The sequence below is a fragment of the Brevundimonas sp. GW821-FHT09G01 genome (genome assembly GCF_059416065.1).
The window spans coordinates 39,135-56,379 of the sequence record NZ_JBWKOL010000007.1 but is presented as its reverse complement, the minus strand read 5'-3'; the positions used below and the strand labels follow the sequence as shown (position 1 = coordinate 56,379).

The window sequence follows — 17,245 nt, the reverse complement described above, 5'->3', positions numbered from 1 at the left end:
GCCGTCCGGCGGTTCACTGGAAGAAGGGGAGACAACGCCATGCCCAGAATCCTGCTCCAGACCACGATCCAGAATGTCGAGGACGACTGGCACGTCGGCCGGTTCTCACGGTTGGCGGATCATCTCGCCTCGCTGGAGGGCGTGGAGGTGACGGCCCGGGATCGCGCCGCGCCGGGCGGCCAGACCGACCCCGTCATCGGCGGGCTGGCCGACAGCGACTATGACCAGCTGTGGCTGTTCGCGGTGGATGTCGGCGATGGGCTGAACGCCGAGGAGTGCGCCGCCATCGCCGCCTTCCGGGCGCGGGGCGGCGGGCTGATGATCACCCGCGACCACATGGACCTGGGCTCCAGCGTCTGCACCCTGGGCGGGGTCGGCGACGCCCACTATTTCCACTCCAGCAGTCTGGATCCCGATCCGGCGCGGAACGCCCGCGACGATGTCGAGACCGGCTATATCGACTTCCCCAACTACCACTCGGGCGCCAACGGCGACTGGCAGGCGATCCGCCCGGTCGGCGAGGTCCATCCGCTGCTGCGCGACGTTGGCGGCGGGGTGCTGGACCGGCTGCCGGCCCACCCGCACGAGGGCGGGGTCGGCGCGCCCGACGGCGTGGCCGAGGCGCGGGTGATCGCCACGGGCGCCAGCAAGGTCACGGGCCGCCCCTTCAACATCGCCGTGGCGTTCGAGGGCGGGAACGGCAAGGGCAGGGGGCTGGCCCAGAGCACCTTCCACCACTTCGCCGACTACAACTGGGACCCGCGCCTGGGCTGTCCCAGCTTCGTCAGCGAGGCGCCCGGCGACGCCATGATCCGCGATCCCGACGCCTCGCGTCAGACCCGCCAGTACATGACGAACCTCGCCGGCTGGCTGTCAGGAGGCTGAGATGGGCGATGCGGTGCTGACCGAGCGTCAGAAGAAGTGGTTCGCCACGGTCGAGGCCAATTTCGAGACGCAGACCGGCCGTCCGGTGGCGGTCTGGGTCGACATCCTGAAGGGCTGTCCCGAGACCCGGCCCAAGGCCCAGGCGGCTTGGCTGAAGGCGACCCACGGGATCGGCGCCAACCACGCGGCCCACATCCTCAGTGCGGCCCGTCCGTCGGATCAGATGGGCTGGGACGACGCTGAAGCCCTGCGCGCCGCCCTGTGGGCCGAGCCACGCTCGCTGGCCATCCTCGAGGCGCTGGAGCGGAAGGTCGCCGGGGTCGAGGGCGTCATCTCCGGCCAGCGCAAGGGCTACACCAGCTTCTCGCGCGCGGTGCAGTTCGCCGCCATCCGTCCGATCAAGGGCGGCAAGGCCCTGCTGGGCCTCAAGCTCGATCCCGCTCTGTCGCCGCGCCTGGGCGAGGCCGTGCGCCGGGAGAGCTGGTCCGAACGCCTGAGCGCCGTCGTCGAGCTGGACGGGCCCGGCGCGGTCAATGACGACATCGGCCGCCTGTTCGCACAGGCGGCCGACAACGGTTAGGGGGAGGAAAGACCTTTAGCGGCGGCGGCCGCCCAGGCTGCCCAGCAGGACCAGCACGCCGGCGACGATGCCGGTGGTCAGCAGGGGTTTCCGGCGGGCGAAGTCGAGGCCCTGGCGCGCCTTGTCCTGGTACTGGGTCGGGGCCTTTTCGACGAGGCCGTCCAGGCCGTCGATGACGCGGCCGTAGGCGTCCAGGGCCTTGCCCTTCGCCTCGTTCAGGGCGCCGTCGATCTGCAGCTTGCTGTCGCCGGTCAGGCGGCCGAGGCCGGACTGGGCCTTGCCCTTGATCTCGGTGGCGGCGCCTTCGATGCGTTGGTCGGTCATGGGGATCTTCTCTGTGATGCGGGAGCCGGGGAGGCGTTCCGGAACAGCGCGGAAACGAGGGCGGGGTTCCGCCGCGCGCCGTCCTTATTACGCGGGTGCGGCGCCGTGTCCTTCATGATTATATCCGGATGATATTGATCTTCCAGTTTGATCTGGGTAAATCCATCAGACCATCTTGAGAAGAGACGCCATGACCCTGCCCGCCGACACCCCGGTCCTCGCCTTCGCCGGCGACGCCCTGATCGCCCGCGGGCCGCTGGGCGAGGCGCTGGCGGCGATCCATGCGGCGAGCGGGGCGGGGGAGGCGGTGCTGGTCTTCGACGCCGCCACGGGCCGGGTGATCGACCTGGACCTGCGCGGCTCGGCCGCCGACGCCCTGGCCCGCCTGAGCCCTGCGCCGGAGCCTGAGAAGCGCGGCCCGGGCCGCCCCAGGCTGGGCGTCACCCCGCGCGAGGTGACCCTGCTGCCGCGCCACTGGGACTGGCTGGCGGCCCAGCCCGGCGGCGCTTCGGTGGCCCTGCGCAAGCTGGTCGAGGCGGCGCTGAAGGAGGCCGAGGGGCCGGACCGGGCGCGCAGGGCCAAGGACGCGACCTACCGCTTCATGACCGCCCTGGCGGGCGACAAGCCCGGCTACGAGGAGGCCACGCGCATGCTGTTCGCGGGCGACTGGACGGCGTTCGATGCCGCCGTCGAGGGCTGGCCGGCGGATGTGCGCGAGGCGGTGCGGGGGATGGCCGAGGCCGGCTGGCGCAACGGCGAGGGGCGCTAGGCCCTACTCGTCCAGGCGGTAGGGCGGGCGCTCGGTCCGGAAGACCACCAGGCCATCGAAGACCCGGCCCCATTCCGCGGTCACCGGCCGGTTGTGGTCGAAGGCCGAGCCCACCATGGGCGACAGGGCCGACAGGGCCTCCGACCCGATCCAGACCACCTCGGCCGATGAGCCGGCGAGCGCCGCAGCCTCCAGCGAGCCGGGCGCGGCGGCCGGGATCGGGCGGGCCTCCCGGACGGTGTAGCGGTACGCGCCGCCCGCCGCCGTGACGCCGACGGCGAACAGGTCGGTCCCGAACCGGACCTCCAGCAGGTGCCCCATGTTGGACTGGTCGCCGAACAGCTCATGAGTACTGGCGTCGCGGGCGGCGTGGCTGTTGGCGGTCCAGACCACGACCTTCGCGTCGGCGGGCAGGGCGTCCACCAGGGCCTCGACATTGCGGGCCATGTCGCGGTCGCGGGCATGGATGCGCTGGGTCTGGCCGAGGGTGTCGTGGTTCAGCGTGCGGCCGAACGCGGCGATCATGCCGCGGTACTCGGCCCGGTCCTTGGGATCGTCGAGACGGGCGGTGGCGACCACGGCGTCGATCTCGGACAGGCAGGCGCGCAGGGCCGCGCGGCTGGCGTCGTCATAGGGATCGGCCGCCGTGTAGCGGGACCAGATGCGCTGCTTCAGACGGACGGCGCAGTCCTCGCGGCGGCCCAGCGGCAGGAAGCCGGCCAGCTCCAGTGGCATGGTCTCCAGCGAGTAGAAGGCCCCGCGCGAGCCCAGCTGGTCGTCCATGCCCGCCAGCAGGACACGGCCGTCGCGGGCCTGGGCGAACAGGAAGCCGATCAGGTCCTGCACCTCGCGGTTCTGGTTCCACAGCCCGCCCATGGCCGAGGCCAGCATCCGGGGCGTGGCGTCGCCCCGGCGGACGGCGCGGTTCAGGGCGGTGAAGTCGTACAGGCTGGCCTCGAACACCACCGCGTCGAAGCCGCATTCGGCGACCAGGTTGCGCACCAGATCGGCCTTGAAGGCGCCGGTCTTGCCATCCCCGTGGGAGCCGTTCTCGCCCAGCAGCACGATCCGCTGGCCGCAGAGGTCCCGGGTGGCGGCGGCGAGGGCCGTCGCCGCCTGCGCGGCCTCGGCGGCGCGGACCCGGGCGTAGTCGGGAGTCTGCGCGGCGGCGGCGGGCGCGGCGCAGAGGAGGGCGGCGACGATGGCGGCGCGGATGAACAAGGGGCGCTCTCTACGGCTGAGACGCGCGAGGTTCCCCCGGAAGGTTCGGAACGGCAAGGCTTCCGTTCACACGGCGCTTGGATTGGCTAGTGATTCAGCCCGCCGATGAGGAGGTGACTGGGATGGCGTGCGGCCTGGTGGTGGACAGCTGGCCGATGGACGTGCGGGGGGCGTGTACGGGATGGTCGAAGGGCGTGGCGGAATGGATGAAGGTATCGCAAAGAGCGGCCGCCTTTACCTGTCACCTACGGCGAAGCTCCATGGAGCGAATCATATAGGCTGCGTTTACGGAGGCACAGCTCATGGCCAAAACAAATCCCGCACGTTCGCCCAAGGTGACAATAGTTGTTGATGCGAACGTTCTCTATTCAGAGAATGTCGATAGATTTTTCAATCATTCTTTCAGTCTATTTGCGACCGAAGAGCTTCCCAAGTACGGCCTCGTGCACGAGATTTTGGTGCCTGAGATAGTTTTGATGGAGCGTCGTCGGCAGATGATCAACAAGGCATCGACTCTTGCGCTTCAAGTCGACAAACTTCAAAATCTTACTGGTGCGAACTGGGGTCTAACCTCAGATGTACTCGCTATGCACATAGACGCTTCAGTTGCCAGACAGGTTGCTGATTGTGGGGCGACAGTTGCTACCTTGGATGCAAGCTTGGTCGATTGGGGGGCAATTGTCACGCGTTCTGCCGATAAGTTGCCGCCATTCTCGCCGGATAAGGAGAAGGGATTCAAAGATGCTGTGGTGCTAGAGGCTGTTGCCCAAGCTGTAGCTGCCCGGCCTTCAACGCCATCTATTCAGCGCGTTCTTTTTCTGACAGCCGACGGCCTCCTTGCCGAAGCTAGCGAAGAAAGATTCGCCAAAATTAAGAACGTTTTGGTACTGAAATCTCTAGATGAGGTGAGGACGCAACTTAACGCAATTGCTGCTCACTTGAGTGAGGAGTATCTCGAGAAAATATTACCTAAAGCGCACGATCTGTTTTTTGTGAAAGAATCAAAGTCTGGTATTTACTATACCGAAGATGTTCTTGGGTCTATAGATAGAGATTTTTCTGGTGAGATGAATAGCAAGCCTGCTGGATTCTCAAGGACTAAGATAGTTCACAACTACATTACAAAGCCTCCGACTTTCTTGTCCAAGGACGGTCAGAGACTTCATTTCTCTTCTAAGCTGGATCGCGCTGTAGTTGCGACAAGAGTTGTTTCGGATCCTGATCAGGCGGGAACCGGAAATGTTTTGTCGAATCGTTTCAAAGTTAATGCTGGTGAGAAGTCTTTATCGGAATTGCTGGATAGTATCGAAAACCAGGAAGAAATCACGAAAGATGGCTCTCATTACTTTGACGTAAATTGGTCTTGCACTCTAAGTGTCAATGGGCGCCTTTCAAAACCATCGCTTGATGGGATTGTCTATCGAGAGACGGTCTGGAAAGACTAGTATCTTACCCCACCTTCACCCGCGTCGCCGCTTCCGGCAGGTCCTCGCCGAACGCCCGCTGGTAGAACTCGGCGATGGTCGGGCGTTCCAGCTCGTCGCACTTGTTCAGGAAGGTCAGGCGGAAGGCCAGGCCGATGTCGCCGCTGAAGATGGCGGTGTTCTGGGCCCAGGTGATGACGGTGCGGGGGCTCATGACGGTGGAGATGTCGCCGTTCATGAAGGCGTTGCGGGTCATGTCGGCGACGCGGACCATGGCGGCGATGGTGCGGCGGCCCTCGGCGGTGGCGTATTCGGGCGCCTTGGCGACCACGATCTCGGTCTCGACGTCGTGGTCGAGGTAGTTGAGCGTGGTGACGATGTTCCAGCGGTCCATCTGACCCTGATTGATCTGCTGGGTGCCGTGGTACAGGCCCGAGGTGTCGCCCAGGCCGATGGTGTTGGTGGTCGAGAACAGGCGGAACCAGCGGTTCGGGCGGATGACGCGGTTCTGGTCCAGCAGGGTCAGGCGGCCCTGGGCCTCCAGCACGCGCTGGATGACGAACATCACGTCCGGGCGGCCGGCGTCGTACTCGTCGAACACCAGGGCGATGGGGCGCTGCAGGGCCCAGGGCAGCATGCCCTCGCGGAACTCGGTGATCTGCTTGCCGTCCTTCAGGACGATGGCGTCCTTGCCGACCAGGTCGATGCGGCTGACGTGGCTGTCCAGGTTCACGCGCACCAGCGGCCAGTTCAGGCGGGCGGCGACCTGCTCGATGTGCGTCGACTTGCCGGTGCCGTGGTAGCCCTGGACCATGACGCGGCGGTCGAAGCTGAAGCCGGCGCAGATGGCCAGGGTCGTCTGCGGATCGAAGCGGTAGGCGTCGTCGATCTCGGGCACGTGGCTGTCGCGCTCGGAGAAGACCGGCACGGACATGTCGCTGTCGATGCCGAAGATCTCGCGGACCGTCGCGTTGCGGTGCGGTTCCAGCGTCAGCAGGGGATCGGGCGTCGAGTCGAGGGGGGAGGTCATGCGCCACCCTTAGAAGCCCCGCGCAGCATGGTCCAGTCCGTCGGGGCAGGCGTTGGAATAACGATGCTTTACAGTCCGTGTCGGCGGAGTTAATAACTGACCGGTCAGTTACCAAGGTGTCGCCATGCTGCCTCTGGGCGAGCCCAAATTCCGTCGCCGCCCCGCCGACCGCCCGGCCGAGATCCTGGCCGCGGCGCTGGAGGTGTTCGCCGAGCGCGGCTTCCATTCCGCCCGGCTGGAGGAGGTGGCGAAGCGCGCGGGCGTGTCGAAGGGCGCGCTGTACCTGTATTTCGAGACCAAGGCGGACCTTTTCCGGGCCGTGGTCAGCGACGCCATCTCGCCCAATATCGAGCGGGTGAAGGCGATGGCGATCGGGGCGGTCGGCTTCGAACAGGCGGCCCGGACGGGCATCGGCATGCTGGCCCGGACCGTGGTCACCGACCGGCGCATCACCGGCGTGGTCAAGCTGGTCATCGCCGAGAGCCGCAACCATCCCGAACTGGCTACCATCTGGCACGAGACGGTGGTCGAGCCGGGCATCCAGATGATGAGCGGCCTGATCGTCGAGGCGCAGAAGCGCGGCGAAATCCGGCCTGGCGATCCGCGCCTGTACGCCTTCAGCCTGATGGGGCCGATGGTCCTGTCGATGGTCTGGCGCGAGACCTTCGAGCCGATCGGCGCGGCGCCGGTCGATGTGGTCAAGCTGGCGGACCAGCACCTGGACACGATCCTGAGAGGAATGCGGCCATGAGGCGTCTGCGCCCGGTCCTGATCATCCTGGCCCTCGTCGCCCTGGCGGCGCTGGGCTGGCAGCTGTTCCTGCGCCCGGCGCCGGCGCGGACCCTGACCGGCTATGTCGAGGGCGAGCGGCTGTACCTGTCGGCCCCGGTCTCGGGGGCGGTGGGGCAGCTGTATGTCCGCGAGGGCGGGCGGGTGGAAGCCGGCGGCCGAACCTTCCTGATCGACCCGCGGGTGCAGCGGGCCCAGGCCGACAGCGCGGCGGCCGGGGTCGGCGCGGCGCAGGCGCGGGTCGAGGACCTGAGCAAGGGCCAGCGCGCCGAGGAGCTGTCGGTCTATGACGCCGAGCTGCAGGCGGCCCTGGCCAGCGAGCGGCAGGCGGACGCCGACTACAACCGGATCGCGCCGCTGGTGCGCCAGGGCATCTATGCGCCCGCGCGGCTGGATCAGGTGCGGGCGGCCCGCGACGCCGCCCGGGCCCAGACCGCCGCCGTCCGTCGCCGGCGCGAGGTGGCGACCTTGGGCGCCCGCCAGGACGCGGTGTCGCAGGCGCGCCAGCAGGCGGTGCAGGCCGAGGGCGGCCTGGCCGAGGCCGAAGCCCGGCTGGGCCAGCTGTCGCCGGTCGCGCCCGCCGCGGCGCGGGTCGAGCAGGTCTTCTACCGTCCCGGCGAATGGGCCCCGGCCAACCAGCCGATCCTGGCGCTGCTGCCGGACCGGGAGGTCAAGCTGGTCTTCTTCGTGCCGGAGGCCGAGATGGCCCGCTATCGCACGGGGCGGACCGTGCGCTTCGGCTGCGACGGCTGCGCCGGGGAAGGGCAGGCGCGGATCACCTGGGTCAGCGCTCGGCCCGAGTTCACCCCGCCGATCCTGTACAACCGCGGCAGCCGCGACCGGCTGGTCTATCGGGTGGAGGCCCTGCCGGCGAACGCCGCGACGCTGAACCCTGGCCTGCCGGTGGATGTGACGCCGCTGGAGGCGGACTGATGAGCTCCATTTCTTCGCCGCGCTCAGAAGGCTCCGCCTTCTCGACCCGACGCGGCGAGGACCCGGTCATCGATGTGCTGGGGCTGAACAAGTCCTTCGGGTCACTGCATGCGGTGGGGGACTTCGGCATCACGGTCGAGCGCGGGCGCATCTGCGGCTTCCTGGGGCCGAACGGCGCGGGCAAGACGACGACCCTGCGGATGCTGTGCGGCCTGCTGACCCCGGACAGCGGCGAGGGGACGGTGCTGGGCTTCGACGTCATGCGGCAGTCGCGCGAGATCAAGACGCGGGTCGGGTACATGACCCAGAAATTCTCGCTCTACGAAGACCTGTCGATCGAGCAGAACCTGACCTTCACCGCCCGGATTCACGAACTGAAGACCCGCCGGGCGACGGTGCAGGCGGCGCTGGAGCGGCTGGGGCTGGTCGAGCGGCGGGCGCAGCTGGCCGGGACGCTGTCGGGCGGGTGGAAGCAGCGGCTGGCGCTGGCGGCGGCGACCCTGCACCAGCCGGACCTGCTGCTGCTGGACGAGCCTACGGCCGGGGTCGATCCGGAGGCGCGGCGCACCTTCTGGGACGAGATCCACGCCCTGGCGGCGGACGGCATGACGGTGCTGGTCTCGACCCACTACATGGACGAGGCCGAGCGCTGTCACGAGATCGCCTATATCGCGGGCGGCCGGACCCTGGCGCGCGGGACGGCGGACGAGGTGATCGACGGCTCGGGCCTGATCACCTTCCATGCCGAGGGGCCGGGCGCGGATCGCCTGGCGCCTGAGCTACGGGGCAAGCCGGGGGTGGAGATGGTCGCGCCGTTCGGCACGGTGCTGCATGTCTCGGGCCGCGACCGGGCGGCGCTTGAGGCGGCGATCGCGCCGCTGCGCAAGGCCCCGCTGACATGGACCGAGACGCGGCCGACGCTGGAGGACGTCTTCATCCAGATGATCCACGACATCGAGGCCGGGAAGGCGCGGGAGGCGGCTTGATGTTCTCCCTGACCCGCACCTGGGCCGTGATGGCCAAGGAGTTCATCCAGCTGACGCGGGACCGGCTGACCTACGCCATGATCCTGGCCCTGCCGATCATGCAGCTGCTGCTGTTCGGCTATGCGATCAATGACGATCCCCGGAACCTGCCGACGGCGGTGCTGGTGCAGGACAACGGCGGCTTCTCGCGCTCGATCCTGACCGCGCTGGACAACAGCGGCTATTTCGAGATCACCCTGCAGGCGCGAAGCCAGAGCGAGCTGGACCGGGCGCTGGCGCGGGGCGAGGTGCAGTTCGCGGTGGTGATCCCGGCCGACTTCACCCGGCGCGTGGTGCGGGGCGACAGGGCCCAGATCCTGATCGAGGCCGACGCCGCCGATCCCTCGGCGACCAGCGGGGCGGTGGCGGCGATCGCCAGCCTGCCGCAGCAGGCGCTGGCGCGCGAGCTGACCGGGCCGCTGGCCGACCGGGCGCCGGGCGCCCAGCCGTTCGAGGTGGTGGTGCACCGCCGGTACAATCCCGAGGCCGTCACCGCCTTCAACATCGTGCCCGGCCTGCTGGGCGTGATCCTGTCGATGACCCTGGTGATGATGACCTCGCTGGGCATGGCGCGGGAGCGCGAGCGGGGCACGATGGAGAGCCTGCTGGCGACGCCGGTCCGGCCGCTCGAGGTCATGGTGGGCAAGCTGAGCCCCTATGTCCTGGTCGGACTGATCCAGGCGGCGGTGATCCTGGTGATGGCGCGGGTGCTGTTCGCCGTGCCGATGAGCGGCGGCTGGATCGCCCTGATCCTGGGGCTGAACCTGTTCATCGTCGGCTCGCTGGCGCTGGGCTTCCTGATCTCGACCCTGGCCAAGACCCAGCTGCAGGCCATGCAGATGAGCTTCTTCTACATGCTGCCGTCGATCCTGCTGTCGGGCTTCATGTTCCCGTTCCGGGGCATGCCGGGCTGGGCGCAGGCGATTGGCGAGGCGATCCCCGTCACCCACTTCCTGCGGGTGGTGCGGGGATCGCTGCTGAAGGGCGTCGGGATCGAGAACGCAGGCCCCAGCCTGCTGGCCCTGACGCTGTTCGTGATGGTGGTCGGGACGCTGGCGATGCTGCGCTACCGGACCACCCTCGATTAGGCCGCCGACAGGTCCACGTCGACGTTGCCGCGGGTGGCGTTCGAGTACGGGCAGACCTGGTGGGCCTTCTGGATCAGGTCGTCGATGACGGCCTGGTCGAGGCCGTGGTCGGTGACCTTGATGGCGATGTCCAGGTTGAAGCCTTCGCCGCGGGTGTTCGGACCGATGCCGACAGAGGTGCTGATCTTGGTGTCCGGTCCGACCGGCGTGCCCGCCTTGCCGCTGACCAGGCGCAGGGCGCCCATGTAGCAGGCGGCGTAGCCGGCCGCGAACAGCTGTTCCGGATTGGTCCCGGCGCCGCCCTTGCCGCCCATCTCGGCGGGCAGGGACAGCAGGACGTCGATCTTGCCGTCGTCGGTGGTCGAGCGGCCTTCGTCGCGGCCGCCTCCGGTCGAGGTGGCGTGGGCGGTGTAGAGGACTTGCATGTCAGGTCTCCATCGTGAGGGCCGTCGCGAGCGGCTTCGTTATCGCGATAACGACTAGGTAGGCGCGCCTGCGTGGAGAGTCCAGCCAGAAAGATGTCGCGAAATCATTTTTCTCGATAACTAAACGCTGAAGCCCGCACGCAGGGGAAGGCGGCGCGCCGGGCAAGCCTAGGCCAGCCCGGCCTTCTTCAGCGTCTTGTAGGCCTTGATCACGCGCTGGAGTTTGGCCTCGGCGCCGCGGTCGCCCTGGTTCAGGTCGGGGTGGAAGCGCTTCAGCAGCTCGTGATAGCGCGCCTTGACCGCCTTCTTGTCGGTGCGGGCGTCCAGGTCGAGGTCGGACAGGGCCGCCCGTTCCAGCTTGCCGAGGCGCAGATCGTCCTGGCCCTCGGGCCCTGCCTGTTCCTTGGTGCGGCGGCCGAACAGGCCGAAGCTGTCGCGCCATGAGCCGGCGCCGGTGTTGTTGGACGTGCCCATCTTGGCGGCGAAGGCGGCGGCCTCGCGCGTGAACTTGCCGGCCTGCATCTCCCAGGTCGGGCGGCCGCCCGTCATGGCTTCATTTTCCTGAGCGGCGCGGACCTCGCCCTCGCTCATGCCGGCATAGAAGTTCCAGCCCTTGTTGTACTCGCCCGCGTGGCGCTGACAGAAGTCGTAGAAATCGTTCAGCCGTTCGCGCGACTTCGGCGCCCGGGCCGTGGCGGCCTGGCGGCAGTCCGGCCAGTTGCAGGGCTTCTCGCCGGGCTTGAGATGCAGGACATCAGCCTCCGCAGCCTCCTCTTCGGGCTTGGGCGGCTTGATGCGCATGTCCTTGAAGCGCGGCGTGTATTGAAAGGCAGACGACATCGCCCGAAGTGTAGGGCTGAATTAGACCGCAACAAGGACTTGACGATGCCCGAAGGGCCGATCGCGACGATTATCCGCCAGAAACTGACCGCCGGGCTGTCTCCGGAGCGTCTGGAGATCGAGGACGACAGCTGGCGGCACGCCGGTCACCATCACGAAGGCGGCATGGATGCGCAGCCCGGCGGCGAGAGCCACTTCAATCTGACGGTGGTCTCGGCGGCCTTCGAGGGGCAGGGACGGGTGCAGCGCCAGCGGGCGGTGAACGACCTGTTGCGCGACGAGCTGGCCGGTCCGGTCCATGCGCTCTCGATCAAGGCCCTGACGCCGGCCGAGGCCGCGTAGGGTTAAGATCAGCGAACAGAGTTTGTCATAGAAGCGTCAGCGTTCACTTCGTCTTAGGGGGTTCCCCGTAGCGTCCGCGCCGGGTTGTGCAATCGCATCGCGGGGCTGGAATGGTTGAATCGGACGGCATCGGGAAGCCCGTCGGCAGCGATCCGGACTCCGGGGAAGCCGCGCAGGCCCTGCGCGCCATCCTTCAAACCCAGTATCTGCGCTACCTGATCATCGCCAGCTGGGCGATCGGCCTGCTGGCCACGGTCGGCTGGACCGCCGCCACCCTGTGGTTCGTCGGCACCCTGGCCGCCGGCGCCCTGCGCGGCGCGGTCGAGAAGCGCATCAGCCAGCGCGTCGGCGCCGGCTGGGGGCTGGTCTTCCCGGCGGTCGCCACCGCCACGACCGCTGCCTGGGCCGCCGCGCCGCTGCTGGCCTGGTTCTCGGGCGCCACCTTCGGCCCCTCGCTGGGCATGACCCTTCTGGTCGCCGGCTATGTGCTGGTGTTCGCGCAGCTTCGCAGCTCGCCGCGTCAGGCCATCGTGATTTCCTCGCCCTACGGCGCCGCCGCGCTGATCATCGCCGGCAGCCTGTGGGGCACGCCCGAGTTCTGGCAGTTCCTGGCCGTGATCCCGTTCACCGCGGCCGGCCTGTTCGTGCTGGTCACCATGACCATGCTGCGGGAAGAGCGCATCCGCGCCTTCCAGGAGCATCAGGCTCACCTGATCGAGGAGCTGGAATCGGCGCGCGACAAGGCCAACGCCGCCAATGACGCCAAGTCCAACTTCCTGGGCGTGATCTCGCACGAGCTGCGCACGCCGATGAACGGGGTGCTGGGCGCGGCCCAACTGCTGGCGGCGACCCGCCTGGAGCCGACGCAGCGCGAATATCTGTCGATCATCCGCAACTCGGGCGACAACCTGCTGAGCCTGCTGAACGACATCCTCGACATGACCAAGATCGAGGCCGGCAAGATGACCTTCGAGGTCGTCGACGTGAACGTCGAGGATCTGGACAAGCGCGTCACCGGTCCGTTCCAGGCGCAGGCGGAAGCCAAGGGCCTGGACTTCGTGGCCGTGCGCGAGGGCGAGGTCCCGGCCGTGGTGCGCGGCGATCCGCTGCGCGTCTGCCAGGTGATCCACAACCTGCTGTCCAATGCGGTGAAGTTCACCGACGCCGGGACGATCACCTATACGGTGCGCGGCGAACGGCTGAGCGACCAGGCCGTGCGCTTCGACTTCATGATCCGCGACTCGGGCTCGGGCATCGCGCCGGAAGATCTGGAGCGCCTGTTCCAGCCCTTCACCCAGGTCGACGCCTCGTCCACGCGCCGCTTCGGCGGCACCGGGCTGGGCCTGACCATCTCGCGCCGCATGGCCAACATCATGGGCGGCGACATCACCGTGGAATCGACCGTGGGCGAGGGCTCGACCTTCACCTTCAGCGTCGAGGCCGAAGTGGTTCGCTGGATCGAGGAAGACGCGGCCGAGGCCATCGTCGCCGAGATCGAGGGCGGCCAGGCCCTGAACGTGCTGATCGTCGAGGATCACCCGGTGAACCGGATGATCCTGGAGGCCTGGATGTCGTCGGCGGGCCATACCTCGGCCACCGCCGAGAACGGCCAGATCGCCATCGAGGCCGCGGGCGAGCAGCGCTTCGACCTGGTCATCATGGACGTGAACATGCCGGTGATGGACGGTCTGACCGCCACCCGCGCCATCCGCGCCGGGACCGGCCCGAACTGCGACACGCCGGTGGTGGTGCTGTCGGCCTCGGCCCGCACCGAGGATCACCAGGCGGGCCTGGACGCGGGCGCCGACGCCTATCTGAACAAGCCGATCGACTTCGCCGCCCTGGCCATGGTCATGAACCGCGTCAGCGCGGGGCGTGCTGGTGTGCGGGCGCTGTCGACCGTGCAAGAGGCCCAGGCCGCGTAAGGCGGCCGCGTAACAGCGCTGAAACACTGGCGTTCAAAAGCCGCCCGCCCGCTGAACCTCGGGTGAGCACGGCTGTTCAGACCCGGCTCAAGGGCCGGGGTCCAGATTGCGGGCAAGTCGAAATCCTTCGGCCGCAACTGGAGACACGACCATGAAAAAGGTTCTCACCGCCGCAATCGCCGCCACCCTGGCTCTGGGCTCGGTCGGGATGGCCTCCGCCGCCGAAGCGCAGTCGCGCGGCCAGGATCGCTACGAACAGCGCCAGGACCGCCGCGATGACCGGGCTGATCGCCGGGACGACCGTCGCGAGGCCCGTCAGGACCAACGCGCCTATGCCCGCTGGCAGCAGTCGCAACGCCGCTACAGCGCGGGCCGCTACACCCCGCCGCGCGGCTATCAGACCCGCGCCTGGGCCTATGGCCAGCGGATGCCCGCCAACTATCGCGGCAGCGCCTATGTGGTCCGCGACTACAACCGCTACGGCCTGCGCCAGCCGCCTTCGGGCTACCAGTATGTCCGCAGCGGCAATGACGTGGTCCTGACCGCCGTCGCCACCGGCCTGATCACCGCCGTCATCGCGGGCCTGTTCAACTAAAGCCTGACGATCTGAGCTGACTGAAACGCCCCGGGAGGAGACTTCCGGGGCGTTTTCGATTCTGACCTAGAGCAGCTGCACGTCCGGGACGTTGGCCGAGAGTCGGAGCAGCAGGCCGCGAAGAACGGTCAGCTCCTCCGGCGTGAACCCCTCCCGGACGCGGGCGTCGTGGGTCATGGCCGCCTGACGCAGCCGGTTGAACAGGTCCCGGCCGGAGGAGGTGAGCGACACCTGATGCACCCGGCGGTTCTCGGGCAGGCGGGTGCGTTCGATCAGGCCGTCCCGCTCCATGTTGTTCAGATGATGGGTCAGGGTAGGGCCCTGGATCCCCACGGCCGCAGCCACTTCGGTCTGGGTCCTGTGCGGCCCCTGCACCAGCGCCAGCAGGATCAGCCAGACCGGGGTGGAGCCGCCGGCGGCGGCCAGGGCGTCCTCGAACGCGCGTCCGCAGCCCTTGGCGGCCTTGGCCAGAACGAGACCGATCGGAGAGTCTTCAGGCGACATGAAATTACTTGTAGACATCGAATGATTAGATATCTATCGATTAGATATCGAAGACAGAGAGCCACATCCGGCGGAGCCGGGCAAGCCTCAGACACGGAGACGGTCCCATGTTCGACTTCCAACCCCATCCCCACCTCGGCCTGATCCTGATGGGCGGCGTGTTCGCCTGGGCCGGGATCCAGCACTTCTTCCACTTCCGCCATCTGACCGGATGGCTGGCCAGCCGGCGCTGGCCGTTCCCGGCGACTCTACTGACGCTGGGGTCGCTGCTTCAGATCGCGGGGGGCGGCCTGCTGATCGTCGGGGTGCTGATCCCGTTCGCGGCGGCGGCGCTGATCGTCTTCACCGTGGTGGCCAACCTGACCCTGCTGGATTTCTGGCGTCAGCCCCCGGAGATGCGCCAGACCTCGCAGAACGCCTTCACCGGCAATATCGCGCTGATCGGCGGGCTGCTTCTGGCCGCCTGCGGCGGTTGAAAATCGCGGAGGAGGGTTCCAATCGCCGGGTCAGGCGTTAGACCCGGCCCATGACCAACCTCGTCGCTCCCCTGAACGAGGCGGTGGCCGCGGGCCAGAAGGCCGCCGCGGTCGACGCCGCCATGATCGCCAAGCTGACCGACATGGCCGGCGACTTCGCGATCAACCTGTCCATCGCCATCCTGATCTTCATCGTCACCATCTTCGCCTCGCGTTGGGCGTCGAGCATGACGCGCAGGGGGCTGGGGCGGGTGCGCGGCTTCCGCCAGGATCCGACGGTGCTCAGCTTCGCCGTCCAGGTGGTGCGGGTCATCGTCTTCCTGATCGGCTTTATCGCCGTGCTGCAGCGGCTGGGCGTGCAGACGACCTCGATCATCGCCGTGCTGGGCGCCGCCTCGCTGGCGGTCGGCCTGGCGCTGCAAGGGACGCTGTCCAATGTGGCGGCGGGCGTCATGCTGCTGATCCTGCGGCCCTATCGCGTCGGAGACCTGATCGACGTGGGCGGGCGGGTCGGCACGGTGCAGCGGCTGGACCTGTTCCTGACCCAGATGTCGGACGCCAACAACGTCAAGATCGTGGTGCCCAACTCCAAGGTCTTCGGCGACACCATCCTGAACCTGTCCGGCCAGCGGACGCGGAGGATGGAGCTGAAGATCGGCGTCGGCTACGGCGACAACCTGAACACCGCCCGCGAGGCGCTGGTCGGGGCGGCGGCGGCGCATGAGCATGTGCTGGCCGATCCCGCGCCGTGGGCGGGGGTGACAGCCCTGCGGGACAGTTCGGTCGAGATGACGCTGCAGGCCTGGACCAAGTCGGGCGACTACTGGCAGGCCAAGGCCGACGTGCTGCAGGCCGCGAAAGAGGCGCTGGACGCCGCAAACATCGAGATTCCCTTCCCCCATCAGGTGGCTGTGCCGTATGGCGACGAGGACGAGCCCGAAGCGCCGCCCGCACCGAGGGTCCGCAGGGGCAAGAGCAGCGATCCGGCGCCGGGCCAGCCGGCCACGGACCACGGCAGCGAGGGGTAGGGCGTGCGTTACGACTTCGGTTCGGACAACACCGCCGGCATGGCGCCCGCGGCCCTGCAGGGGCTGATCGCGGCCAATGAGGGCTATGCCCGCGCCTATGGGGCGGACGACGTCACCGCCCGCGCCGCGGACCAGATCCGGCAAAGGCTGGATGCGGACGCCGAGGTGCGCTTCGTCTTCTCGGGCACGGCCGCCAATTCCATCGCCCTGTCGATGCTGGCCTGGCCGCACGAGGCGGTGCTGGCCCACCATGCGGCCCATATCTGCACGGATGAGACCGGGGCGCCGGGCTTCTTCGGCCAGGGCGTGGGCCTGGTCGGCCTGCCGGGCTTTTCCGGCAAGATCGAGCTGGCGGCGCTGCAGGCGGCGCTGGACGAGCCCGAGGTCAGCCACCGCCAGCCCGCCGCGGCGCTGAGCCTGACCCAGTCGACCGAATACGGCACGGTCTACACTGAGGAAGAACTACGCCACCTGATCGAGCCGGTGAAGGCCAAGGGCTATGGCGTACACATGGACGGGGCGCGGCTGGCCAATGCGGCGGCGGCGGGTTTCGACCTGACCCAGATCGCCCGGCTGGGCGTGGACATCCTGGTGTTCGGCGGGGCGAAGGCGGGCGCCAACTGCACTGAAGCCATCGTCATGTTCGACAAGTCGCTGGCGCGGCGGATCGACAATCGGCTGAAACAGGCGGGACAGACGGCCTCCAAGGGCCGCTTCCTGGCCGGGCCCTTCCTCGGCCTGCTGGAGAGCAAGGCCTGGGAGGACGGCGGCGCCCACGCCAATCTGATGGCCGAGCGCCTGGCCGCCGGGGTTTCGTCAAACACCAGCTTCGCCCTGGCCCATCCGGTCGAGGCCAATGCGGTCTTCGTGCGCATGTCGCCCAAGGCGCACCAGCGGCTGAACGACCTGGGCTGGGCCTGCTACCGCTTCGACGACGGCTCGGTGCGCTTCGTCTGCTCCTGGGCGACGCGGGAAGAGGTGGTCGACGAGCTGCTCGAGGCCATGCGCGGGCTTTGACGCCGGCCTGCTGACAGGAACGGTT

At 68.0% G+C, this 17,245-nt stretch carries 20 protein-coding genes; 14 read left to right on the top strand and 6 right to left on the bottom strand.

Features of this window, described 5'->3' with window-relative positions:
• Window positions 1-39: 39 nt before the first annotated feature.
• Window positions 40-885, top strand: a complete 846-nt coding sequence (locus AC07NB_RS13630; RefSeq protein WP_494571942.1) for a hypothetical protein — start codon at window positions 40-42, stop codon at window positions 883-885.
• Between the two features lies 1 nt (window position 886).
• Complete coding sequence (locus tag AC07NB_RS13625) at window positions 887-1,465, top strand: DUF4287 domain-containing protein (protein WP_494571941.1); 579 nt, start codon at window positions 887-889, stop codon at window positions 1,463-1,465.
• 15 nt (window positions 1,466-1,480) lie between these two features.
• Here the strand turns inward: AC07NB_RS13625 and AC07NB_RS13620 are convergent, their stop codons facing one another.
• The gene (locus tag AC07NB_RS13620; RefSeq protein WP_291840743.1) at window positions 1,481-1,789 is read right to left on the bottom strand and encodes a CsbD family protein; all 309 of its coding nucleotides are present in this window, start codon (window positions 1,787-1,789) and stop codon (window positions 1,481-1,483) included.
• Window positions 1,790-1,979: 190 nt separating this feature from the next.
• Between AC07NB_RS13620 and AC07NB_RS13615 the strand changes: the two genes are divergently transcribed.
• A complete protein-coding gene (locus AC07NB_RS13615; RefSeq protein ID WP_494571940.1) occupies window positions 1,980-2,558 on the top strand; it encodes a DUF2239 family protein in 579 nt (192 codons plus the stop codon).
• Window positions 2,559-2,561: 3 nt separating this feature from the next.
• Here the strand turns inward: AC07NB_RS13615 and AC07NB_RS13610 are convergent, their stop codons facing one another.
• Window positions 2,562-3,779: an erythromycin esterase family protein gene (locus AC07NB_RS13610; RefSeq protein WP_494571939.1), complete on the bottom strand. Its 1,218-nt coding sequence runs from the start codon at window positions 3,777-3,779 to the stop codon at window positions 2,562-2,564.
• A gap of 302 nt (window positions 3,780-4,081) precedes the next feature.
• Between AC07NB_RS13610 and AC07NB_RS13605 the strand changes: the two genes are divergently transcribed.
• Entirely contained in the window at window positions 4,082-5,224 is a 1,143-nt protein-coding gene (locus tag AC07NB_RS13605) for a PIN domain-containing protein (protein WP_494571938.1), read from the top strand.
• A 4-nt stretch (window positions 5,225-5,228) separates the two neighbouring features.
• Here AC07NB_RS13605 and cobS read toward each other — a convergent pair whose 3' ends face one another.
• The gene (gene cobS / locus AC07NB_RS13600; RefSeq protein WP_494571937.1) at window positions 5,229-6,233 is read right to left on the bottom strand and encodes a cobaltochelatase subunit CobS; all 1,005 of its coding nucleotides are present in this window, start codon (window positions 6,231-6,233) and stop codon (window positions 5,229-5,231) included.
• 124 nt (window positions 6,234-6,357) lie between these two features.
• Between cobS and AC07NB_RS13595 the strand changes: the two genes are divergently transcribed.
• From AC07NB_RS13595 to AC07NB_RS13580, 4 genes are read left to right on the top strand one after another with little or no spacing between them, the layout of a single operon-like run.
• Window positions 6,358-6,984 (top strand): TetR/AcrR family transcriptional regulator, encoded by a 627-nt coding sequence (locus tag AC07NB_RS13595; RefSeq protein ID WP_494571936.1) that lies wholly within the window; start codon window positions 6,358-6,360, stop codon window positions 6,982-6,984.
• Window positions 6,981-7,955, top strand: coding sequence for an HlyD family secretion protein (locus tag AC07NB_RS13590; protein ID WP_494571935.1), 975 nt, complete (start codon window positions 6,981-6,983; stop codon window positions 7,953-7,955). Before AC07NB_RS13595 ends, AC07NB_RS13590 begins: the two co-directional genes overlap by 4 nt.
• Window positions 7,955-8,941, top strand: a complete 987-nt coding sequence (locus AC07NB_RS13585; RefSeq protein ID WP_494571934.1) for an ABC transporter ATP-binding protein — start codon at window positions 7,955-7,957, stop codon at window positions 8,939-8,941. The genes AC07NB_RS13590 and AC07NB_RS13585 overlap by 1 nt, the downstream gene beginning before the upstream one ends.
• A complete protein-coding gene (locus tag AC07NB_RS13580; RefSeq protein ID WP_494571933.1) occupies window positions 8,941-10,068 on the top strand; it encodes an ABC transporter permease in 1,128 nt (375 codons plus the stop codon). The genes AC07NB_RS13585 and AC07NB_RS13580 overlap by 1 nt, the downstream gene beginning before the upstream one ends.
• Here AC07NB_RS13580 and AC07NB_RS13575 read toward each other — a convergent pair.
• Window positions 10,065-10,493, bottom strand: a complete 429-nt coding sequence (locus tag AC07NB_RS13575) for an organic hydroperoxide resistance protein (RefSeq protein ID WP_291834425.1) — start codon at window positions 10,491-10,493, stop codon at window positions 10,065-10,067. The two genes, AC07NB_RS13580 and AC07NB_RS13575, sit on opposite strands and share 4 nt — an antisense overlap.
• Window positions 10,494-10,661: 168 nt before the next feature.
• Window positions 10,662-11,333 carry a J domain-containing protein gene (locus AC07NB_RS13570; protein ID WP_291834429.1) on the bottom strand — a complete coding sequence of 224 codons (672 nt, stop codon included), beginning with the start codon at window positions 11,331-11,333 and terminating at the stop codon, window positions 10,662-10,664.
• Window positions 11,334-11,378: 45 nt separating this feature from the next.
• On the opposite strand from AC07NB_RS13570, the gene AC07NB_RS13565 reads away from it, so the two are divergent.
• From AC07NB_RS13565 to AC07NB_RS13555, 3 genes are all read left to right on the top strand, one after another.
• Window positions 11,379-11,675, top strand: coding sequence for a BolA family protein (locus AC07NB_RS13565; protein ID WP_494571932.1), 297 nt, complete (start codon window positions 11,379-11,381; stop codon window positions 11,673-11,675).
• A gap of 110 nt (window positions 11,676-11,785) precedes the next feature.
• The gene (locus AC07NB_RS13560) at window positions 11,786-13,600 is read left to right on the top strand and encodes an ATP-binding protein (protein ID WP_494571931.1); all 1,815 of its coding nucleotides are present in this window, start codon (window positions 11,786-11,788) and stop codon (window positions 13,598-13,600) included.
• 151 nt (window positions 13,601-13,751) lie between these two features.
• Window positions 13,752-14,195 (top strand): RcnB family protein, encoded by a 444-nt coding sequence (locus tag AC07NB_RS13555; protein ID WP_291834437.1) that lies wholly within the window; start codon window positions 13,752-13,754, stop codon window positions 14,193-14,195.
• Window positions 14,196-14,261: 66 nt separating this feature from the next.
• On the opposite strand, the gene AC07NB_RS13550 is transcribed toward AC07NB_RS13555, so the two are convergent.
• Entirely contained in the window at window positions 14,262-14,699 is a 438-nt protein-coding gene (locus tag AC07NB_RS13550) for a MarR family winged helix-turn-helix transcriptional regulator (RefSeq protein WP_291834440.1), read from the bottom strand.
• A gap of 107 nt (window positions 14,700-14,806) precedes the next feature.
• Here AC07NB_RS13550 and AC07NB_RS13545 point away from each other — a divergent pair, with 107 nt between their 5' ends.
• From AC07NB_RS13545 to AC07NB_RS13535, 3 genes are read left to right on the top strand one after another with little or no spacing between them, the layout of a single operon-like run.
• Entirely contained in the window at window positions 14,807-15,175 is a 369-nt protein-coding gene (locus tag AC07NB_RS13545; protein ID WP_291834442.1) for a DoxX family protein, read from the top strand.
• A gap of 50 nt (window positions 15,176-15,225) precedes the next feature.
• On the top strand, window positions 15,226-16,203 hold the full coding sequence (locus tag AC07NB_RS13540; RefSeq protein WP_291834445.1) for a mechanosensitive ion channel family protein: 978 nt from the start codon (window positions 15,226-15,228) through the stop codon (window positions 16,201-16,203).
• 3 nt (window positions 16,204-16,206) lie between these two features.
• A complete protein-coding gene (locus tag AC07NB_RS13535) occupies window positions 16,207-17,220 on the top strand; it encodes a threonine aldolase family protein (RefSeq protein WP_494571930.1) in 1,014 nt (337 codons plus the stop codon).
• Window positions 17,221-17,245 lie beyond the last annotated feature (25 nt).